Source organism: Gracilibacillus lacisalsi DSM 19029, assembly GCF_000377765.1.
GTDB classification, from domain to species: Bacteria; Bacillota; Bacilli; order Bacillales; family Amphibacillaceae; genus Gracilibacillus; species Gracilibacillus lacisalsi.
The window spans coordinates 13,934-34,558 of the sequence record NZ_KB898675.1 but is presented as its reverse complement, the minus strand read 5'-3'; the positions used below and the strand labels follow the sequence as shown (position 1 = coordinate 34,558).

Below are 20,625 nucleotides of genomic sequence, written 5' to 3'. Positions count from 1 at the left end.
GCACGCCTCCCTTTCTAAGCTCTACTTGAATACCATTTTATGACGAAAAATTCATTTTGTTAATGGTTATTAAACATATTCCCTGAAAATGGTTATCTTAAACGTATGGTAATCCTTTTTCAGCAATTTTTTTAGTGATTAGGAAACACTAAAAGTAGACGTAAAACACTTTCATTTGATAAGCTTATCTTACTATAAGAAACATCGGAGGACGCTTATGGATCAATATCATAAATATAAAGAAGGAGAAAAAGGGGCATGGCTTAGTATTATCACATATATTCTGCTATCCACTATTAAATTAGTCATAGCCACAATTGGTAATTCCTCCGCGTTACGTGCTGATGGTTTAAATAACGCCACTGACGTTGTGGCATCCATAGCTGTATTAATCGGCTTAAAAATATCTCGGAAGCCACCAGATGAAGACCATCATTACGGCCACTTCCGCGCAGAAATGATTGCTTCACTCATAGCTGCCTTCATTATGATGATGGTTGGTATCCAAGTACTATTTGATACAGTCCAATCCATTATTGCTGGCGATTTTTCACAACCAGATATGTTAACCGCTTGGACGGCTTTAGGAGCAGCAATTGTTATGTTTATTGTATATCTATATAATTTACGCTTAGGAAAAAAAATCAACAGCAGCGCACTTCAAGCAGCTGCTCAAGATAACAAATCCGACGCACTTGTAAGTATTGGGGCATTTGTCGGGATTATCGGGGCACAATTTCAAATATACTGGCTTGACCCTTTGGCCGGAGCAATTGTAGGTTTGATTATTTGTAAAACAGCTTGGGATATTTTTAGAGAAGCTACTCATACACTCACAGATGGATTTCAACCAAAAGAATTAGATCAAATCAAAAAAAGTATCCATGACCATCCTGATGTATTAGAGATTAAAGATGTAAAAGGAAGATTGCATGGTAACCAAGCCCTGATTGAAGCAACTATTTATGTAGATCCACATATGACCGTGGAAGAAAGTCACGATATTACAGATCATATCGAGGAAAAGTTAAAAGAAAAGCATGACGTACCACATGCCCATATTCATATTGAACCATACGAAAACGAACAATAAGGTCTTATGTTGAGAGATAGGAAATCACTATCAAACCAATATGCTATTTCTATTATTCGTTGTAGAAAATGGTAAGCGAAGGCAGACTGTTTCGTATCGTAGAGCATGGATGAAGTCGCCTAGTTTCTGAGGGCGTTATGGACGTGGGACAGTGAACTCAACTTTATCCACATGATCAATACCTGGACATCAAAAAGGACTGTATCCAAATTAGGTTACAGTCCTTTTGCAATTAATTTATCTATGAGAGTGTCAATATTCACAAAACCGTATGCTGTTTCCTGATATGTGCCATGACCAATCGTTGTTTGTTCTTGCTCGATTTTCTCAGCCCCAAATTGTAAGTAAAACTGATGAGTAGGATTATTTGTTAATACCCAAATTAATAATGACTGGTAGCCTAATTCTTTCATTTCTTCCGCGAAAGCTTTTAACAAACGTTTTCCTAGACCTTTTCTTTGATGGGATGGTAATAAATAAATTGCAAAAATTTCCCCATCATAACCAAAACGATCAGTTCTTTCCTTGCCTCCTGAAATAAACCCGACAATTTCTCCCTCTTCCTCAATCACTGTCACTGGTTGTTGCTGTCTCGGCAACTTCAGGATCGTTTCCCAATAGATTTGTCGATGTTCAACTGTTGTATTGGATAAATCATGTTCATTAATTAAATTCTGATAAGTTGCTTTCCAACTATGTACATGAACCTCCGCAATAGCTTGCGCGTCTTCGATACGTGCTTTTCTAATATAATACATGTGTTAACACCCTAACATTTAAATGGTTAAAAGAAACACTGTTAAAATCGCACTTAATACAACTAAAATAACATGAATTCGGAGCCAAGCCAGCAAAATTGCCACTATTCCTGCAGCGACACCAATATATGGTTGGTCTGGTACGACTGTCATAATTCCCGGAAATATCAGTGCACCTAATGCTGCATATGGAATGGCTTGTAACCACTTATTCACCCAATCAGGAAATTGAATGAAATCAACGATAAAGGCTGGGATTATTCGGGGAATCACTGTGACAAGCGCCATTCCAATAATAATGACCCAAATCATCATAATTTCTCCTCCTCTAATACGAAAATACCGATACATGCACCTAGGACAGTACCCACTACAATCCCCCAGCCATCTCCTATGTATGGGCTTACTATATAGTTGATTAACATTGCAGCAATACTTATAATCGCAATTCGTTTATATTTTCGTATCGAAGGAATCAATAATCCTATAAACATTGCATATAGCGCAACACCCATACTCTGACTTAAGTTTTGAGGAATAATATCACCGAGCACACCACCAAGGAACGAGCCCAAAACCCAAGATAGATAGGAAGTAAGCATAATCGTTCCATAGAAAAAGTATCCATATGCCTGATTTCCCTGTTTTTTATAAATAGATGAAACGGAAAAGGTTTCATCGGTTAAGCCCAATGATAAACCAAATTTCCACTTCATTGCATACTGCTTAATTTGATTAATAAAAGATAGGCTCATGACAAAATGACGGAAGTTTAAAACGAACGTCGCAATGATAATCTCTAGAGCACTAACACCAAGACCAATCATACCTGCGCCCATAAACTGAGCTGCACCAGCATAGACAAGGAGACTCATACCAGTAAGTTCCATTAATGTCATCCCTGCCTGCTTCGCTAAAACACCGTAAGCAATTGCTATCGGTAAATAGCCTACAACAATTGGTGATCCGGCAATGAACCCATCTCTTATCTGCATCTTGATTACCTGTTTCTCCTCTAGGCTCATTACAACTTTTTCCCCTTTAGCTTATTCTTCGATATTGTCTTGATCTGTTAAAATAATTGGCCCTTCCTCAGAAATCACTAATGTGTGTTCAAATTGTGCGGAACGTTCCCCATCGACCGTACGTGCAGTCCAATTGTTATCATCCATTTTACTTTGCCATACACCTTCATTAATCATTGGCTCGATGGTGATGACCATACCTTCTTTAAGACGCGGTCCTTTGCCAGCCAAACCAAAATGCGGAATTTGTGGATCTTCATGAATCGTCGGACCAATTCCATGCCCTGTAAACTCACGAACTACTGAATAGCCTTCTGCTTCCGCATATTGTTGAATAGCATGACCAATATCACCGATTCGATTTCCAGGCATTGCTTGTTCAATACCTTTATATAGGGAAGTTTTGGTTACTTCTAATAAATTCTTTGTTTTTTCATCTGGTTCACCAACTACATATGTCCATGCAGAATCTGCCAAACCACCATTGAGGTTGACAACCATATCGATCGTCACAATATCACCACTCACTAGCTTTTCATCACGTGGAAAGCCATGGCAAATTTCATCATTTATAGAAGCACAAGTAGCATATGGATAACCGTTGTATCCTTTTTGTTCTGGAGTTGCGCCATGTTCAGCCAAAAAGGAGTCTACAAATGCATCGATTTCTTTCGTTGTTACGCCTGGTTTAATTCGCTTTGCAATTTCTTTATGACAACGTGCCAGTAATTTACCAGCTTCGTGCATCATTTCTATTTCACGTTTACTTTTTCTAGTGATCATTTAAAACTTCCTTTCTAAATCCCTTTGCCAAATTTCATCTCTATAAAGTTTATCATATTTTGCTGAAAAGATGTGTAAGAAAATACTCAGTAATTTAATGATAGACAAGCTTACAACATATTTAAAACCCGCTTCATTCTTGTAATGAAACGGGTCATGTTTTGTCAGGCTAGCTGTTGAGAAAGCCTATTCTCTTGTTAAATTAGTACGCGCCGTATCCCCAAGAAGCACCAATGATGATTAAGAGAATAAACAACACGACGATTAGCGCAAAACCTGAGCCATAACCATATTGTTGTGCACCCATCTATATCCCTCCTTATAATACTTACACTTATAAACTATGTAAGAGGAAAGAAAATGGTCAGTGTTATGACGGAAAATGGGTGATAACCTACTTAAAAATATCTTTCACACTGTAATACTCCCCATTTTGTATCGATGCTTCATTTAATAATCGGTCGACTAATACTTTTGCAACTACATCTGTATCACGGAGTTTATTTTCTGCTTTATAATTTTTAAATTGATTAACATCTACAAACTGGCTTGGATCTGCAGAGCGGATTTCACCTTGCATATCAGTGTCCATAATACTTGGATCGAATAAAAAAACTTTATGGCCAGTCCCTAGCGTTTCTTGTTCCAATGCTACTGTATCCGTGTAACGATCTAATCCTGCTTTTGTGCTTCCATACGCGTTCCAGCCATATACAGATCGATTGGCTGCTCCTGAAGTTACATTAGCTATAACCAATGATAAGTCTGTATCACGCCAGGCATCCAACCATAAATTAGTCACTACCATTGGGGCTAATAAATTGACATGGACATGGGCAGTTAACTGTGCAATGTCTTGTTTCCCTGCTTGTTCAATTGGCGAGACTAATGCTGCATTTTGCACTAATTGCAAGGATTCTACTGGCTGCTCCTTCAAAAAGGAAATGATGTTTTGAAACGTTACTTCTGTTTGTTCGATATCAGATAAATCGACTTGATAATGCATATAGTTGCCTGGCAAATCAGCATTTTCCAATTCTTGATTTTTTCCTCTGGCAAGTCCAATCACATGAACAGAAGCTTCCATTAGCTGTTTTGCTATCGATGCACCAAGACCTTTTGAAGTACCTGTTATAACGGCATATTTCATGGGATCACCTCATTTTTTTGATTGATCTAAAGCATGTTTCATCGTAGAAATAATATCCGCTGCATCTTCAATTCCAACCGAAATTCTGATTAAGCCTTTTGTTATTCCTAATGCTTGTTGAGACGACTCTGGCAAGTTTCGATGAGAAGTACCAATTGGATAAGATACCGTTGTTTCTACCCCAGCCAATGTCGCCACAATTTTGATCCAATCTAATGACTCAAAAAAAGTTGCAATATCGGCATTGTTCGTAATGTCAATCGTCACAATAGCTCCATTGCCTTTTTCTGAGACAAATTCCGGGTAATAGACTTTATCTACAGCGGGATGTTCAGCTAGTGCATCTGCTAATTTGGCTGCATTTTTTACATGACGTTCCATACGAACACTTAATGTTTTAAGACCTCTAACTGTTAACCATGCTTCAAATGGACTTAAATTCGAGCCTAAATTGACCATTTTTGTTTTGGCTTTTGCAATCAAATCTTCGTCACCTGCTAACACACCCGCTGTAATATCACTATGTCCACCTAGGTATTTGGTTGCACTATGTACGACAAGATCAACTCCCATTGCATAAGGTTGTAATAAATAAGGAGTGGCAAATGTGTTATCTATCATTGTCTTCAAGTTATGCTTCTTAGCAATTTCGACTACCTTTTCTATATTTTCAACTCGTAAAAGTGGATTGGTAATCGATTCGGTATATAGTAATACTGTATTTTCTCGAATATTCTGTTCCAGATCATTTTCGAAGGAGACAAAACTTACTTCAATACCAAATGCGGTTAGTTCATTTGCTAGCAATTCATACGTACCACCATATAAGTCTTCTGACGCTATAATATGATCTCCTGCTTTTGCAATGGAAAGCATTCCGACCATGATTGCTGACAGTCCTGAAGAAGAAGCGATTCCTGCTGGTGCTGCCTCTAGTTTTGCTACAGCATGACCTAGTTCATCTGTGTTGGGGTTCCCTACTCTCGTATACAGATATTCTCGTTCACCCTTATAGAAATTCTCAATATCTTCTAGGTTTTCGAAGGTGAAAGCTGATGTTTGATGAATGGGTGTTACTTTTGTTGGTACACTTTCTTTTCTTTTCATTGTTACGTGCACAGATTTCGTATCAAATCCTTGTCCCATTGTTGCTCGCCCTCTCTATCTAAACATTCTGACTTTTTTCTAATAATACTACTTTAACGCAAAAATCAAGTTTTTCCAATAAGAAAAACTTGATCTTTCCACCTTGCTTTAATTCAGAGTAGATACATACTGTGAAGTAATGAAAGTTCTGTCTGAAGTAGCGTGGTAATTAGATGTGCGGTCACCTAAAAGATAATTTTGACATATATCGTGATGATAACTACCACTCCGGCTGCCCACTTCCCTTTCCGTGGGGTTTGCCCTTCAGCTAACTTTTTCGAGCAAAAATCGCTCGAAAAAGTGGATCTTCAGGTCAAACAGATCCCACAGGAGTTGAAGTGGACGGCCTTCGTTAAGGTATAATCCACAACACTTTTCCGCAATCAACCAGTCGATTTCTCCACCATCTTTAGCATAGAATACGACTATGCTAAAGATGTATTCACAGCCGATTAGCACTGTAATTAAACAGAAAATTTTAGTTCCATGAGTTCATTTCTTTCTATAATCAGATAACAAAAATAGCGTAGGCAGAATACGGAGACTCCTGTGGGAACTCACGCGAGCCGAAGATCCACTTGGTAAAGTGCTTTTCTTTACCAAGTTAGCTGAGGCCGTGCCCACGGAAAGCGCAGTATTCTGCCGAAGCGGTATTCGGTGCACTCTCTATGGGAGGATGGACAGAGCAGCTCCTCAAGAGAGATACTGCGCAGTTTATGGATAACCTGCAGCTATTTAACGCTCATAGTTTAATCCCTTAACCATGCCAAACACATGGTACCGTGACCGGTGTGAACACCTGCTACTGGAACGAGGGTTTGAATGTTAACTTTTAGTTCTGCATGTAGTTTTTCGATTTCATCTTTCCATTTGTACGCTTGGTCTTTGACACCTGCGTGTAGTATACAAATTTCTTTTAAATGATATTTATCCATTGCATCATCCAATAATTGAAACATTTTTCGTTTCGCTCGCTTTTTAATCCGTACTTTATCTTTGACAACAACCTTTCCATCATCAAAGCCAAGTATTAAGTGAATGTTTAATAATGACGCAAATATGGATTGTGCCGCACTTACTCTACCACTTTTCCTTAGTTGGTCAAAGCTTTGTGGCATCAGGTACATTTGGGCAAACGCTGGATATGATCTTAATTGTTGGACAATTTCAGTTACACTATAACCATCCCTTGCCATTTGCACACCATTTTCAATCATTTTGCCTAAAGCAAAATCGCCAATTTTCGAATCAATTACTTCCACATCAAATCCGACCATTTCAGATGCAGAAATCGAGCTTTGATATGTCCCAGTAAGCTGACTAGAAGCATGAATGGCAATACCAAAATCATACTCCTCTTTTAATCGTTCATATAAGGTAATGAAGTCTCCATAGGCTGGTTGACTAGTTTTTGCATCATCACCGTGCTCTTTTAACATTTGATAAAACTCTTCTTTCGTTAAATCGACTTCTTCTTTATATGTTTTACCGTTGATGATTACATTTAAAGGAATAATAAAAATATCATGTTGTTCCGCATATTCTCTATCTAAACCACATGAGCTGTCCGTAATCCATGCTATTTTCTTCATGACACTCGCCCCTTTTCCTGCACAATGTGTGCAATCGTATTAGCGTCTATTTTACTTGATATCAGTAGTCAAGTAAATCGACAAATTACGCAAAACGGTAATAAATTAAGATAAAAGTAGCTAACACCAAAATAAAGTTTAAGAACACAAAGACAAATTGGTCTACTTTTGTCTTATGTATACGAATCGGTGGATCATAAAATGATACTCCTTCAATAATAAAGATAATCAATACAATGTGAATCATGGCATGACCGATAATTTCTGTCATACCAAATAGTAATGTCGTGGAGATAAAGATCAGTGTAACGACCAAACCAAGAATTCGATTTAAAATCCCTACAACTAATAAATATCCAACGACAAATTCAACGAAAGCTGCCATTACAATAAAAACTTCTGGATCAAACCCAAAGGTTGGTACATGGTGATTCACGACAATATCCAATGACATTGCCGGGTACACCCATTTTTCAACTGCGACCCAACAAAGACTTAATCCTGTTCCCAAATATAAGAAAGGAAAACCCCAACGTTCCAGCTTTGTTTTTCCAATAAATAATACAAAAATAATGGCTAAATAAAAGCCATAATCCAACATGTAAAACCAGCCATAATCTTGCCATACCATAATAAACAGTGCCAGCATGAAAAAGGCAGCCACTTTCGTACTGATATGATGAGGAATTAACAGGGAGACAATGATAATCCCCATTATTATTATTTGCCAGAAAGCTGTTATTTCAAACTCGGGTGCAAACATTGTTCCTGATACTAATTGAATAATGAATGCAATTGCTGTACCATATTTCAGAATATGACGAGAATATTTGCGAATACCATTAAGGAAATCGTCTACTTTCGTTGCATACGGTATTTTCAAAAAATAATCCATTACTTGTGATAAAATAGCTAAAGTAACTGCTACAACAATTGCAAATGTAATGAAAAATGGGGATAGTATTTGCTCAATCGGAACTTTTTCCGGCTCGACTTCCGCAAACCATTTTACATGCGCAAAAGTAGTAATAGGTGTTGCTAGTAAAAGTGCTATAAAGAATGATATTAGTCCTTTTTTACGTAATAACATTGTACTTCTCCTTTTAATAGAATGTTCGATGTTAATCATATCATATGGAAGAAAGGAAAGGATTTAATCTTGAATAAATTTCAACTAGTATTAGATGTTGGTGGTGTCCTTGCTACCGATTTAGATCTCTTTTGGGAGGAACTCGTTAATCAGGCAGGTCTTCCTTATGATAAAATCCGAGCCATTTATAAAACAGAAATTCGTGAACAGCTATGGCAAGGTGATATTTCCGAGCGTGCTTTTTGGCAATGGCTCAGCTATACTTTTCCCAAAATCAACCTGGATTATTTGCAAATAGCTATGCAGAAAAGCCTAGTCGAACTAGAAGGCATTCAGCATGTCGACAAATGGAGTACTGTAAGCGATATACATATTTTAAGTAATCACCGTTCAGAATGGCTCCAACCTGTTATAGATCGGCTTCATCCTTTTTTAACTAGTACCACTGTTTCTGCAGATGTTGGTGTAGCTAAGCCAAACCCTGAAATCTATAATATCTGCAATGACCAATTAGACCCCGATCGACCGATTGTATTTGTTGATAATAAAAAAGAAAACTTGAGCCCTGCAGTTGAATTGGGCTGGCAAACGATTCATGCTGATCCAAGTAATAAATGGATTACAAAAGTCGATCATCTTGTCCTAAAATAATTTTTAAAAGTTTATAGTTGTCCCTGATAATTTACTATCAACTTCGGGGAGTTTATTATCAACTTTTGCGATTTACTATCAACTTCCGAGAGTTCTCTATCAACTTTTGCGATTTACTATCAACTTCCGGGAGTTCTCTATCAACTTTTGCGATTTACTATCAACTTCCGGGAGTTCTCTATCAACTTTTGCGATTTACTATCAACTTCCGGGAGTTCTCTATCAACTTTTGCGATTTACTATCAACTTCCGGGAGTTCTCTATCAACTTTTGCGATTTACTATCAACTCTTACTAAAAAAGGGCTGCACTGAACCGTAGTGGTTTAGGCAGCCCTGATTATTGCTTAATGTAAGGATGCGTGTCCGGATGTTAATACCCAAATAGAACCAAAAACAATAATTAATGCCAAGATGATACTGTTTACCATATTGACAACATTAATGATCCCTTCTTTCCCTTCTGTCACGTGCATAAACATAAAGAGTTGAATGATCGCCTGAAATAGCGCCATTACTCCGATAACCCACAAAATCACATGGCTGGAGAAATCGGTGTAAAATGCTACAAAAACGGCTAGTAATGTTAGTGCAATCGACAGAATGAAACCAACTAACAGATTCCATGGAAACCCATGATTTTTTGCACTCATTTACATCACCATTCCTTTCAAGTAGACAAATGTGAAAATAAAGATCCACACAACATCTAAAAAGTGCCAGTATAAACTTGCAATAAATAACTTACTGGATGTTTTTACCGTAATACCACGGCGAACAAGCTGTACTAGTAATAAACTAATCCAAATAATCCCGAAGGTTACGTGTGCTCCATGTGTACCTAATAATGTGAAAAACGCAGCAGTAAAACCACTTGTTTGAATTGTTGCACCTTCATGAACATAATGAATAAACTCATTAATTTCCATATATAAGAATCCTGCTCCAAGTAGTAAAGTCACGATCATCCAAATGAGTAATCCTTTTTTATCATGATTACGCATCGAATGAATCGCTAATCCACTTGTGAAACTACTTGTTAACAAAATAAAGGTTTCAATCAAGACATCTTTTAGTATAAAGATGTCTTGACCCGCCGGTCCGCCAGCTGTGTTATGCTCCAATACGAAGTAAGAAGCAAACAATGTGGAGAAAAGAACAATTTCAGCACCAAGGAAGACCCAAAAACCTAAAATATTCATTTGAGTTTGTTCTGATTGATATTCTAACGGTGTTGTATGGGATGTCATTGTAAATCACCTCTCCACTCTCTTTCTTCCTCTTCTAATTCTTCAACAGGTATATGATAACCATCATCATAATCAAAGGTATTGGCCACTAATCCTACAACAATACCGATCGCTGAAATAATTGCTAGTGGGAACCATTCAAACACTAAGAAAAATCCGACCAGACCAAATGCTGCTGCTAACACAATCGGTGTCCATGAATTACTTGGCATATGAACAGGTTTTAAGTCTGCCTTTTTCAAACCAGTTTTACCTTTTTTCTTCTTATACCAGAAGTCATCTAAGGTTTCTACTTCTGGGACAACCGCAAAATTATAATGTGGTGCTGGCGAAGCTGTTGCCCACTCTAGTGTACGAGCATTCCATGGATCGTTTCCTACATCTCTGGAAGCATAGCGGAAACTCCAGTAGATGTTGTAGCATAATGCTGCAAATCCTGCTGCCATCACAAGTGAACCAACCGCTGAGAAACCTAGCCATGCACCCCATCCAGTACTTTCTGCATAAGTGTACATACGACGGGACATACCGTCTAGTCCGACAAAGAACATTGGCATAAATGTCATATTGAAGCCAATTACAAATAACCAGAAATGCCATTTACCGATTTTTTCGTTAAGCTTGAAGCCGAACATTTTTGGCCACCAGTAGTATAGTGCCGCAAATACCGCGAATACTACTCCTGGAATCAATACATAGTGGAAGTGTGCCACTAAGAACATCGTATTATGGTATTGATAATCTGCAGCTGCCATGGCAAGCATAACACCAGTTACTCCACCAATAGTGAAACATGGAATAAATGCTAATGACCATAACATCGCTGTCGAGAACTCAATCCGACCCTTTCGTAACGTAAATAACCAGTTAAAGATTTTCACACCGGTTGGAATTGCAATCATCATTGTCGTTAGTGAGAAAATTGAGTTCACCGCTGCACTGTTCCCCATTGTATAGAAGTGGTGTACCCAAACTAACATACTTAAAAACGCAATACCGGCTACAGCATAAACCATTGATTTATATCCGTATAAATTTTTCCGTGCAAAGGTTGCAATCACTTCTGAGAACATACCAAATGCCGGTAATACGACAATATATACCTCTGGATGTCCCCATAACCAGAACAGATTGAGCCATAACATTGGATCGCCACCAGCTGCTACGGTGAAAAAGTGTGTGCCGAATAAACGATCTAAGGTCATGTAAAGCAATGCGATTGTTAGGATTGGGAATGCTGCCACGATAATGATCGATGTGATAAATGTTGACCACGTAAATATTGGTAGCTTCATCCAAGACAACCCTGGTGCGCGCATTTTAATAATGGTCACGACAAAGTTAATACCTGTTGCTAACGTACCAATTCCGGCTATTTGCAGGGAAAGGGCATAATAGTTATTCCCGACACCAGGCGTGAATTCTTTACCTGCTAATGGAAAGTAAGAAGTCCATCCAGCGTCAGGTGAACCACCAATAACAAAGGAAAGGTTAAATAACATCGCCCCTGCAAAGAATATCCAAAAACTGAAGGCATTCAGTTTCGGAAATGCCACATCGCGTGCTCCAATTTGTAACGGAACAACGACGTTCATTATACCAATCAACATCGGCATCGCCATGAATAGAATCATGATGACACCATGTGTTGTAAATATTTCATCATAATGCTGTGCATCTAAGAGACCCAACTCTGGCCTAGATGTTTGTGCCTTCATTAAAAGTCCATCCACGCCACCTCTGAAGAACATGAGCACTCCAGATAAAATATACATAATCCCGATTTTTTTATGATCAACAGTTGTAAACCATTCACTCCACAACCATTTCCATCTTTTTAAATACGTAATTAAAGCAATCAGACCAACCATTGTCAGACCAATTGCAATTTGTGATGCAAAAATTAAAGGATCACCTGTTACAAAAAATTCATCTAATGACATGTTGTTCACCACCTCTTATTAATGATGTGAGTGATCTGTAGTTTCAGACTCACTGTGTTCCAATTCTTCGTGATTGTGTTCATGATCTTCTGTATCTTGCTCCGCGTTATCGACTTCTCGATTCTCGTCTATTTCCTGATAAATATCATCATGTTCCCCATGTGTAATCTGATATTTTTCCGGATCAATATATTGTTCAGAACCACCATGTGCGTGATCAATCCAATCTAAATGGGTACCATTGAAAGTCATTCGTCCTAATAGACCAGGCTCTAATATTTGACTATAGGTGTCTTCTGTTAATTCATTTGCTGTATTTTTTACATCATTCACCCATTTGTTAAAGTCCTCTCGAGTTTGTGCTTGAACTTCAAATTCCATATGAGCATAACCTTTACCATTAAAGTTAGTATTTCTACCGTAATAAGACCCTGGCTGATCTGCTACCATATATAGGTTTGTTTGCATATTAGCCATCGTGTACTTTTGACCTGCAAGCTCTGGAACCCAGAACGATTGCATAGTACCGGCTGAAGTCATTTTAAATTGAACAGGATGATCTTCTGGGATATTAATGTAATTAACTGTCTCAATATCCTGATCTGGATAGCTGAATATCCATTTCCAATCAGCTGATGTTACATGGATAACAAGCGGTTCTTCCTCTTCATATCCCTGTGGAACATCCTCGACCTCGTAAATGGTCTTCGTTGTTGGAATCATCAAAGCAATAACAATTAGTACTGGGATCGTAAACCAGGTTATCTCAAGAAGATGGTTTCCTTTCTCTTCTTCTGGTTCGAAATCACCATCGTCCTTGCGAGCTCGGTATTTCCAAACAATATAGCCGAATAACACGAAAACAACGACTACAATGACTAACATAAAGATAATCGAATACACAATTAAATCCGTTAAACTTCTTGCAATCGGCCCTTTAGGATCAAATACGAGCAGTTTTGATTCACAGCCTGCAAGTAAAACAGGAATTAACAATAAAGTGAGAGCATATGTGAGCTTCTTCATTGCATTCATGGTGTTTCTCCTTTCGTCTAAAAAACATTTCTATTACTTTACATACCCTTTAGTTTGATAAGTAAGATTACATCTGTTTTACATTGTGACAGCTAAATGTGATGAAAGTATGATAAAGCTACAAATGTCATAATTTGTTCAAAATAAAGTAAGTGGAGATTTACCTCTTCCGTCTGTTATCACACTTAACTCGAGGTTGTAACATCATCCATTTTACTAATAGCGAATTTTTCTATACTATTTGAGTAGAGACAAAATTGAAGTTAAGAGGGATAACTATGAAGACGATATTAATTGTCGACGACGAACAACAAATGAGAATGATGTTAACCTTATATTTAAGAAAAGATTTTAAACTGATAGAAGCGGAAAATGGCAATGAAGCAATCGCTGCGTTAAAACAAAATGAGATTGATCTTGTCTTGTTGGATATTATGATGCCTGAATTAGATGGTATAGAAGCGTGTAAGCAGATGAAAAAACATAAGCCAGATGTGCCGATCATCTTACTTACCGCATTAAATGAAACCTCTCAAAAAGTAGAAGGATTAACAATTGGAGCAGACGATTATGTAGTGAAACCTTTCGAACCGGAGGAATTGATAGCGAGGATTCATGTACAACTCCGACATTTTCAAAAAGAAGGAAAGCAGGCAACAATCATTCAGTTTAAAGAATTAAAGATTGATCCCGTTTCCCATACTGTTACAGTTAATGGAAAGGAAGTTAAATACAGTCCTAAAGAGTTTGATTTACTTTATTTATTGGCCTCTCATCCCAATCGGGTATACACCCGGGAACAACTATTAGATTTGATCTGGGGCTTAGATGAGATTGTCGATATTCGAACAGTCGATTCACATGTACGCTATGTAAGAGATAAATTAAAGAAAGCCGGCATCACCAATCAGCCGATAGTAACGGTTTGGGGTGTTGGTTACAAATTTGACTGGGAGGATCACAATGAAACTTAATAGTGTTGTTTTTAAGCTTGGAGCGACCATCTTATTTTTACAACTTATTATATTAATTCCACTTGGGTATATTATTTTACAGCTTATTTTAAATTACTCGATGAATGAAACGGAGCAACAACTTGCGCAGCTGTCAGAAAAATATGCCACGCAAGTAAACAGTATCGATGATCCAGAAAATCTTCAATTATTGGAACACCTCGCTGATATGACCGATACAAGTGCGGTGATTCTCGATCAAAATGGAGAAACGGTTTTGCAAACAAACTGGCACGATGATATAACCGATGAAGTACTCGCAAATCCGCAAATAAAACAGCTAGAAGCCGGAGAAACTATTGTAGAAGATTACACGTTTAACAGTACGACTTATTTAAAAGTAGCCCAACCGATCACGAATCAGGATAATATCCAGGGGAGTGTCGTTTTATTCTCATCATTCGGACTTATTAGTAATTCGATTCATAATATTATCTTTTTTGTGATTTTGGCAAGTCTCGGAGCAGTTGCCTTAGCAATCGGGTTCACCTTCTTTATTTCGAAAAAATTAGGTGCACCATTAATCGCGATGGAGAAAGTCGCCAAACAAATAGCAGAAAAAAAGAATTTTTCTCTACGTGTTGATTATAAGGCGAATGACGAAATTGGCTCTTTGGCACATGCCATCAACCATTTATCCGAAACATTGGAACGTTATCAGACTAATCGTAATGAATTTTTCTCGAATATTACACATGAACTGAAGACACCGTTAACCTATGTAAAAGGATATGCCAACGCCGTTCGTCACGAGATGTACCAAAGTAAAGAGGAACGGGATGAATTTCTTGAAATTATCGAGAATGAAACAGATCATATTAGTAATTTAATGGACGACCTCACAGACTTATCCAAAATTGAAGAAGGAAAAATTGATTTAAATAAGGAAGATATCAATATTAATAAATTAGCAGAGGAAATGATAAGACGATCTCAGTTCAGGGCTTCTGAGAAGGGATTATCATTACATCTTGACATACCCGACAGTACCACTTTTTTATTCGCAGATAAAAGCAGACTTGATCAAGTGTTAACCAATTTAGTTGAAAATGCCGTTCGCTACACAGAAAAAGGCAGTATTACATTAGCAATAAAAGAGGAACGGAATGACGTCATCATGCAGGTGAAAGATACAGGTATTGGAATTAAAAAAGAGGACATTCCTTACCTGTTTGAGCGCTTTTACCGTGTAGATAAATCCCGTTCCCGAGCAAATGGTGGAACCGGATTGGGATTAGCTATCGTAAAAAATCTTGTTGAAATGCATGATGGAGACATTCATGTTGATAGTGAATTAAATAAAGGAACAACGATTACCTTGCGCTTTCCTAAGGAAGAACAATTAAATGATTAATTACTATACTTCAAGTGGAAGATAGAATGAAGCTTGGTTTACACACTTATAATGGAAAGGACGAGCATCATGGAACTTCAGTTGATCGAAGTCTATATCCCTGCCCATCGATTTGAACGATTTCTAGATGAAGTTGAAGAATACCATGTCATCGAAAAATGGTATACGCAAATATCAGAAGAAGAACAGTTAGTCAAAATATTAATCGAAAAAAAATATGCAGAAGAGATTTTAGATTTTCTTGAAGTAAATGACCGTGGTCAAGAAAATATACGAGCACTACTCTATAATATTTCGACATATGTACCAAGAGTTGAGGTTGACGAGGAGGAAGAAGAAGAAGATCCTGAAGAAAAACAAAAAGAAATTACCCGTGCCAGCCGCCATGAACTATATAATGTCGTGCAATCATCCAGTACTTCCAGTGTCAATTATTTGTGGATGCTACTATTATCTTCTGTCGTTGCTACAGCTGGGATTGTTAAGGATAGCCCTGCTATTGTTATTGGAGCGATGGTAATCGCACCACTGATCGGTCCTTTTACCGCACTAGCTTTTGCTGCAACATTAGGCGATTATAATTTGATGAAAAGGTCTATTCTAACATGTTTATATGGTTTAGCGATTCCAGTCGGGATAGCAGTTATTTTCGGGTTACTCTTTACTTTGCCGGTTAATAGCGATGAATTTTTGGCCAGGACAAACATTGAATTAATGGATATTGTCGTAGCGCTCGCCGCGGGTACTGCAGGTGCGATGTCATTTGCAAAAAGAGTATCAGAAGCACTTGTTGGGGTAATGGTATCAGTTGCATTATTACCACCTGCTGTCGTATTGGGAATGATGCTGGGAGCTCTAGAGTTTCAACAGGCATTAACTCCATTAATTCTCTTAATGGTCAATATAAGTGCGATTCTCTTCTCAGCTATCGTTGTTTTTTGGACGAGTGGTATTGAACCGGTAAATTGGAGCGAAATTCAAGTTGCCCATACATCGAAAACCTATGCGCTTATATTTGTTAGCAGTGTTATTATTATCTTAGCTGTGATGATCATTATTATTCAATTTTAAAAATCCCTTTTTTTAGCGCTTCAATCTTTAACAAAAACTTTACAAATCACTTCTTGTTGAGATATCACGGTACTGCTATACTTTACAGAGAAATTTCGATTTCAAGGGGGCTTATATGACTACAGTTCGCGATTATCTCATCATTTTATGGATTGCAACACGCTTAGGTTTTACTTCATTTGGTGGGCCTATTGCACACCTCGGCTATTTCCATGAAGAATACGTGCGCCAGAAGAAGTGGCTCGATGAGAAAGCTTATGCAGATTTAGTTGCATTATGCCAATTCCTGCCCGGTCCTGCTAGCAGTCAGGTAGGTATTGGAGTCGGAATCATTCGTGGTGGTGTATTAGGCGGTATTCTCGCCTTTATTGGCTTTACCTTGCCATCTGTCATCGTACTTATTTTATTTGCATTGGCTTTACATCAGTTTGCTTTTTATGATGCAAGCTTTATTCACGGTTTAAAAATAGTTGCTGTCGCTGTTGTTGCCCATGCCATTATGGGAATGGGTGCTAAATTAACACCGGATTTACCACGAAAAGCGATAGCCTTAAGCGCAGTTACCATCATGCTCTTATTACAAACAACTTTGACACAGGTAGTGATCATTTTGGTCGCTGCGGTAATTGGTATTTGCTTTTTTCAAAAACAAGAAAACCAAGAACAACCTGCACATTTACATTTAAGCTTATCTAAGAAAACAGCTATTATTAGTATTTCGTTATTTTTTATTTTATTAGTAACGCTTCCGCTAGCTAGCCAAATAACCGATTGGCAATGGCTAGCGATGTTTGACAGCTTTTATCGCTCAGGTGCTCTTGTATTTGGTGGCGGACATGTGGTTTTACCGTTACTAGAGCAAGAATTTGTGCCAACTGGTTGGGTATCCGAACAAGAATTTTTAGCAGGTTATGGGGCTGCACAAGCAGTACCTGGCCCACTCTTTACCTTTGCCGCATACCTTGGAACGGTCATCGGCGGTATATCTGGTGGACTCCTTGCAACAGCTGCTATCTTTCTGCCAGCCTTTTTACTAATTATCGGTACTTTACCTTTCTGGCATGCGTTACGCCATATCTCTTCAGTACGTGGTGCCTTAGTTAGTGTCAATTCAGCCGTTGTTGGCCTGTTAATTGCAGCCTTTTATCAGCCAATCTGGACAAGTACTATTTTAGAAACGAAAGATTTTATCTTAGCTGCCATCCTTTTTAGTTTATTAGCATTTTGGAAGTTACCATCCTGGATAGTCGTTATAATTGGCTTAATTGGTGGCATCCTATTACCATATTTACCTTTTTAGTGATCGGATTATTCCGGTCACTTTTTTCTTGACACTCGAGATTTTCTTGCACATTTTCTCTATACATTTTATAATATGAATATGTGTTCACGTATTATATCGAGGAGGGTATTGTATGGGACATCATCACGGACATGGTCATAGTCATGATCATCATCATACCAACAACAAAAAAGCATTGCTGATCAGTTTTATATTGATTTCGACATTTATGATAGTCGAAGTTATCGGAGGTTTTTTAACCAATAGCCTAGCATTATTGTCTGACGCTGGTCATATGTTGAGCGATGCTTTCGCTTTAGGATTGAGTTTATTTGCATTTAAATTAAGCGAAAAAGCTGCTAATGCTCAGAAAACATACGGCTATAAACGATTTGAAATTTTGGCAGCATTTATTAATGGTGTCACACTTCTAGCGATTTCTATTTACATTTTTTATGAAGCATATTACCGCTTCCTCGAACCGCCTAATGTAAGTCCGATGATGCTTTGGATTGCGATAATAGGTCTAATCGTTAATATTAGTGTTGCCTTTATATTAATAAGTGGTGGTGATACGAAGGATAACTTAAATATGCGCAGTGCATTGTTACATGTATTCGGCGATTTATTAGGCTCTGTTGGAGCGATTATTGCTGGACTCTTGATTATGTTTTTTAATTGGAATTTGGCAGATCCAATTGCAAGTATAATTGTTGCTGCTCTTATTTTACTTAGTGGCTATCGAGTAACTCGTGATTCTTTTCATATTTTAATGGAAGGGACCCCTAATTATCTATCTTATGAGGAAATTGAAAATAAATTGGTCCAATTAGACGGCGTTATTAATGTACATGATTTACACGTCTGGACGATCACTTCAGATTTTCCTGCGTTAAGCTGTCATATGGTGGTAGAGGAAAATATCGACCGAGATCTGCTATTAAAAAAAGCTGCCCAATTATTACATGATGACTTTGCGATTCATCATACAACCATCCAAATAGAAGGTCGGCATGCAGAAATGGAGCATGATGAAAACAATTGCAATTGATTACAGGAGGGATTATGTATGTCAGATGAAAACTATCAATCATTAGATGAAGAAACACTTTTTTTAGTATCACAAACTTTTAAAGCACTGGCTGATCCGACTAGAATCCGTATCTTACATTTGTTATTTAATCAGGAAATGTCGGTCTCTAACATTGCACAACAACTAGACCTAAATCAATCAAATGTCTCCCATCAATTACGTTTTTTAAAAAATTTACGTCTAGTAAAATATAGACGTGATGGCAAAACCATTTATTATTCTCAGGACGATGAACATGTGATGAAAATATTGCAGCAATCCATTGATCATGCGACCCATCATTAAGAAAAACCGGGAAAGCCCGCCGGTCCTGTCCAAAGTATTATTTTGACATGAATAATAGGCGTAACAACCGCTGCGGCTTGCCCACTTCGCTTTCCGTGGGCCGTGTCTTCAGCTAACTTTTGTAAAGAAGATCGCTTTACAAAAGTGGATCTTCAGATCACGCTGATCCCACAGGAGTCGAAGTGGACGCCTACGCTAATTAATGCTCTACAATGAATGTACTCGCTGACATTCCAGTTTTATGACACAGGTTAAGAAGGCTCGAGAAGTTAGCAGTCACAAACGTTGTAGAACAGTTTCATAGCGGAGGCCGTCCACTTCCACTCCTACGGGATGATTTTCGACTAAGATCCACTTTGGTAAGTGCTCTTTGCTTACCAAAGTTAGCTTAGGCGAAAATCCCGTGGAAAGGGAAGTGGACAGCCGCAGCGATGGTTTCCTATACAAGCTAATTCAAAATGGCTACTCTGCTTACAAATGCGTTGATAACGCGGATTACATACTTTCTTACCTTTTAAAAAAGCAATAACACATGCGCTTGAAAAGCATGTGTTAATTGTGTTTTATTTACACACATGTAAAGGATTGAATTCTTTCTGTATCAATTCCGAAGTATATCCAGTTAAATCCTGTCCAGCGGTAACCAGCAACTGAACGTCTGCCGATATACGTTGGATAAAACCAGAATGAGTTATAGCGACTCAGCCAAACATACGTATATCGATATAGACAGCCTCTCATTGAACCGGGATCAACTGCATACAATTGTGGTCCGTCACCTAGTTGTTGTGTTTGCTGTGGTATTTGTGCCGGTGGCGGTCCTGTTGGTGGCATACCTTGTGGCCCCTGTCCAATATTTGGTGGGGCGAATGGTGGTGGAGCAGAAGGACCTTCTCCTTGTCCTGTACCAGGATAGCCTCGTTGAGGAAACTGACCATAATCTGCATACACATTCCCATATTGGTCATACATATATGAATGAGATGGATAATATTGTTCCATAATGTTTAACC

Annotated in this window: 22 protein-coding genes; 8 read left to right on the top strand and 14 right to left on the bottom strand. The window is 38.1% G+C overall.

The annotated features are described in order from the left end of the window. Positions 1-217 precede the first annotated feature (217 nt). Positions 218-1,093 (top strand): cation diffusion facilitator family transporter, encoded by an 876-nt coding sequence (locus D569_RS0117120; RefSeq protein ID WP_018933656.1) that lies wholly within the window; start codon positions 218-220, stop codon positions 1,091-1,093. A gap of 215 nt (positions 1,094-1,308) precedes the next feature. Here D569_RS0117120 and D569_RS0117115 read toward each other — a convergent pair whose 3' ends face one another. From D569_RS0117115 to D569_RS0117075, 9 genes are all read right to left on the bottom strand, one after another. Beyond that, positions 1,309-1,851 (bottom strand): GNAT family N-acetyltransferase, encoded by a 543-nt coding sequence (locus D569_RS0117115; RefSeq protein ID WP_018933655.1) that lies wholly within the window; start codon positions 1,849-1,851, stop codon positions 1,309-1,311. Between the two features lie 18 nt (positions 1,852-1,869). Next, the gene (locus D569_RS0117110) at positions 1,870-2,163 is read right to left on the bottom strand and encodes an AzlD domain-containing protein (RefSeq protein WP_026287367.1); all 294 of its coding nucleotides are present in this window, start codon (positions 2,161-2,163) and stop codon (positions 1,870-1,872) included. Beyond that, positions 2,163-2,876: an AzlC family ABC transporter permease gene (locus D569_RS0117105; RefSeq protein ID WP_018933653.1), complete on the bottom strand. Its 714-nt coding sequence runs from the start codon at positions 2,874-2,876 to the stop codon at positions 2,163-2,165. The genes D569_RS0117110 and D569_RS0117105 overlap by 1 nt, the downstream gene beginning before the upstream one ends. A 21-nt stretch (positions 2,877-2,897) precedes the next feature. Beyond that, positions 2,898-3,659, bottom strand: coding sequence for a type I methionyl aminopeptidase (gene map, locus D569_RS0117100; protein WP_018933652.1), 762 nt, complete (start codon positions 3,657-3,659; stop codon positions 2,898-2,900). 202 nt (positions 3,660-3,861) lie between these two features. Next, complete coding sequence (locus D569_RS24095) at positions 3,862-3,966, bottom strand: YjcZ family sporulation protein (RefSeq protein WP_018933651.1); 105 nt, start codon at positions 3,964-3,966, stop codon at positions 3,862-3,864. An 87-nt stretch (positions 3,967-4,053) separates the two neighbouring features. Next, entirely contained in the window at positions 4,054-4,809 is a 756-nt protein-coding gene (locus tag D569_RS0117090; protein ID WP_018933650.1) for an SDR family NAD(P)-dependent oxidoreductase, read from the bottom strand. 9 nt (positions 4,810-4,818) lie between these two features. Continuing rightward, a complete protein-coding gene (locus D569_RS0117085) occupies positions 4,819-5,955 on the bottom strand; it encodes a trans-sulfuration enzyme family protein (RefSeq protein ID WP_018933649.1) in 1,137 nt (378 codons plus the stop codon). A gap of 749 nt (positions 5,956-6,704) precedes the next feature. Further along, positions 6,705-7,547, bottom strand: coding sequence for a DegV family protein (locus tag D569_RS0117080; protein ID WP_018933648.1), 843 nt, complete (start codon positions 7,545-7,547; stop codon positions 6,705-6,707). Between the two features lie 85 nt (positions 7,548-7,632). Continuing rightward, positions 7,633-8,637, bottom strand: coding sequence for a DoxX family membrane protein (locus tag D569_RS0117075; RefSeq protein WP_018933647.1), 1,005 nt, complete (start codon positions 8,635-8,637; stop codon positions 7,633-7,635). Between the two features lie 69 nt (positions 8,638-8,706). Here D569_RS0117075 and D569_RS0117070 point away from each other — a divergent pair, with 69 nt between their 5' ends. Further along, positions 8,707-9,288, top strand: coding sequence for an HAD-IA family hydrolase (locus D569_RS0117070; protein WP_018933646.1), 582 nt, complete (start codon positions 8,707-8,709; stop codon positions 9,286-9,288). 345 nt (positions 9,289-9,633) lie between these two features. Here the strand turns inward: D569_RS0117070 and qoxD are convergent, their stop codons facing one another. Genes qoxD through qoxA form a run of 4 tightly spaced genes read right to left on the bottom strand, consistent with a single transcriptional unit; the run spans position 9,634 to position 13,514 of the window. Next, entirely contained in the window at positions 9,634-9,939 is a 306-nt protein-coding gene (gene qoxD, locus D569_RS0117065) for a cytochrome aa3 quinol oxidase subunit IV (protein ID WP_018933645.1), read from the bottom strand. After that, a complete protein-coding gene (gene qoxC, locus D569_RS0117060) occupies positions 9,940-10,536 on the bottom strand; it encodes a cytochrome aa3 quinol oxidase subunit III (RefSeq protein WP_018933644.1) in 597 nt (198 codons plus the stop codon). It lies immediately after the preceding gene. Then, positions 10,533-12,479 carry a cytochrome aa3 quinol oxidase subunit I gene (gene qoxB, locus D569_RS0117055; RefSeq protein ID WP_018933643.1) on the bottom strand — a complete coding sequence of 649 codons (1,947 nt, stop codon included), beginning with the start codon at positions 12,477-12,479 and terminating at the stop codon, positions 10,533-10,535. The genes qoxC and qoxB overlap by 4 nt, the downstream gene beginning before the upstream one ends. 18 nt (positions 12,480-12,497) lie before the next feature. Continuing rightward, positions 12,498-13,514, bottom strand: a complete 1,017-nt coding sequence (qoxA, locus tag D569_RS0117050; protein WP_018933642.1) for a cytochrome aa3 quinol oxidase subunit II — start codon at positions 13,512-13,514, stop codon at positions 12,498-12,500. A gap of 278 nt (positions 13,515-13,792) precedes the next feature. On the opposite strand from qoxA, the gene D569_RS0117045 reads away from it, so the two are divergent. The 6 genes from D569_RS0117045 to D569_RS0117020 all read left to right on the top strand — a co-directional run bounded on the left by D569_RS0117045 (position 13,793) and on the right by D569_RS0117020 (position 19,612). Beyond that, complete coding sequence (locus tag D569_RS0117045; protein WP_018933641.1) at positions 13,793-14,488, top strand: response regulator transcription factor; 696 nt, start codon at positions 13,793-13,795, stop codon at positions 14,486-14,488. Further along, positions 14,478-15,881 carry an ATP-binding protein gene (locus D569_RS0117040; RefSeq protein WP_018933640.1) on the top strand — a complete coding sequence of 468 codons (1,404 nt, stop codon included), beginning with the start codon at positions 14,478-14,480 and terminating at the stop codon, positions 15,879-15,881. Before D569_RS0117045 ends, D569_RS0117040 begins: the two co-directional genes overlap by 11 nt. A gap of 69 nt (positions 15,882-15,950) precedes the next feature. Further along, complete coding sequence (locus D569_RS0117035; RefSeq protein WP_018933639.1) at positions 15,951-16,952, top strand: TIGR00341 family protein; 1,002 nt, start codon at positions 15,951-15,953, stop codon at positions 16,950-16,952. Positions 16,953-17,067: 115 nt separating this feature from the next. Beyond that, on the top strand, positions 17,068-18,252 hold the full coding sequence (chrA, locus tag D569_RS0117030; protein ID WP_018933638.1) for a chromate efflux transporter: 1,185 nt from the start codon (positions 17,068-17,070) through the stop codon (positions 18,250-18,252). 115 nt (positions 18,253-18,367) lie between these two features. Continuing rightward, positions 18,368-19,285, top strand: coding sequence for a cation diffusion facilitator family transporter (locus D569_RS0117025; RefSeq protein ID WP_018933637.1), 918 nt, complete (start codon positions 18,368-18,370; stop codon positions 19,283-19,285). An 18-nt stretch (positions 19,286-19,303) separates the two neighbouring features. Further along, positions 19,304-19,612 (top strand): ArsR/SmtB family transcription factor, encoded by a 309-nt coding sequence (locus tag D569_RS0117020; protein WP_018933636.1) that lies wholly within the window; start codon positions 19,304-19,306, stop codon positions 19,610-19,612. A 567-nt stretch (positions 19,613-20,179) separates the two neighbouring features. Here D569_RS0117020 and D569_RS0117015 read toward each other — a convergent pair. Next, entirely contained in the window at positions 20,180-20,614 is a 435-nt protein-coding gene (locus tag D569_RS0117015) for a hypothetical protein (RefSeq protein WP_018933635.1), read from the bottom strand. Positions 20,615-20,625 lie beyond the last annotated feature (11 nt).

Excerpts from the sequence above, each read along its gene's own strand:
- D569_RS0117025 (WP_018933637.1), top strand. The coding sequence starts at position 18,368 with ATGGGACATCATCACGGACATGGTCATAGTCATGATCATCATCATACC.
- D569_RS0117120 (WP_018933656.1), top strand. The coding sequence starts at position 218 with ATGGATCAATATCATAAATATAAAGAAGGAGAAAAAGGGGCATGGCTT.
- D569_RS0117040 (WP_018933640.1), top strand. The coding sequence starts at position 14,478 with ATGAAACTTAATAGTGTTGTTTTTAAGCTTGGAGCGACCATCTTATTT.
- D569_RS0117035 (WP_018933639.1), top strand. The coding sequence starts at position 15,951 with ATGGAACTTCAGTTGATCGAAGTCTATATCCCTGCCCATCGATTTGAA.
- D569_RS0117085 (WP_018933649.1), bottom strand. The coding sequence starts at position 5,955 with ATGGGACAAGGATTTGATACGAAATCTGTGCACGTAACAATGAAAAGA.
- chrA (WP_018933638.1), top strand. The coding sequence starts at position 17,068 with ATGACTACAGTTCGCGATTATCTCATCATTTTATGGATTGCAACACGC.
- map (WP_018933652.1), bottom strand. The coding sequence starts at position 3,659 with ATGATCACTAGAAAAAGTAAACGTGAAATAGAAATGATGCACGAAGCT.
- D569_RS0117110 (WP_026287367.1), bottom strand. The coding sequence starts at position 2,163 with ATGATTTGGGTCATTATTATTGGAATGGCGCTTGTCACAGTGATTCCC.
- D569_RS0117020 (WP_018933636.1), top strand. The coding sequence starts at position 19,304 with ATGTCAGATGAAAACTATCAATCATTAGATGAAGAAACACTTTTTTTA.
- D569_RS0117015 (WP_018933635.1), bottom strand. The coding sequence starts at position 20,614 with ATGGAACAATATTATCCATCTCATTCATATATGTATGACCAATATGGG.
- D569_RS0117045 (WP_018933641.1), top strand. The coding sequence starts at position 13,793 with ATGAAGACGATATTAATTGTCGACGACGAACAACAAATGAGAATGATG.
- D569_RS0117080 (WP_018933648.1), bottom strand. The coding sequence starts at position 7,547 with ATGAAGAAAATAGCATGGATTACGGACAGCTCATGTGGTTTAGATAGA.
- qoxC (WP_018933644.1), bottom strand. The coding sequence starts at position 10,536 with ATGACATCCCATACAACACCGTTAGAATATCAATCAGAACAAACTCAA.
- D569_RS0117090 (WP_018933650.1), bottom strand. The coding sequence starts at position 4,809 with ATGAAATATGCCGTTATAACAGGTACTTCAAAAGGTCTTGGTGCATCG.
- qoxA (WP_018933642.1), bottom strand. The coding sequence starts at position 13,514 with ATGAATGCAATGAAGAAGCTCACATATGCTCTCACTTTATTGTTAATT.
- D569_RS0117105 (WP_018933653.1), bottom strand. The coding sequence starts at position 2,876 with ATGAGCCTAGAGGAGAAACAGGTAATCAAGATGCAGATAAGAGATGGG.
- qoxD (WP_018933645.1), bottom strand. The coding sequence starts at position 9,939 with ATGAGTGCAAAAAATCATGGGTTTCCATGGAATCTGTTAGTTGGTTTC.
- D569_RS24095 (WP_018933651.1), bottom strand. The coding sequence starts at position 3,966 with ATGGGTGCACAACAATATGGTTATGGCTCAGGTTTTGCGCTAATCGTC.
- D569_RS0117075 (WP_018933647.1), bottom strand. The coding sequence starts at position 8,637 with ATGTTATTACGTAAAAAAGGACTAATATCATTCTTTATAGCACTTTTA.
- qoxB (WP_018933643.1), bottom strand. The coding sequence starts at position 12,479 with ATGTCATTAGATGAATTTTTTGTAACAGGTGATCCTTTAATTTTTGCA.
- D569_RS0117115 (WP_018933655.1), bottom strand. The coding sequence starts at position 1,851 with ATGTATTATATTAGAAAAGCACGTATCGAAGACGCGCAAGCTATTGCG.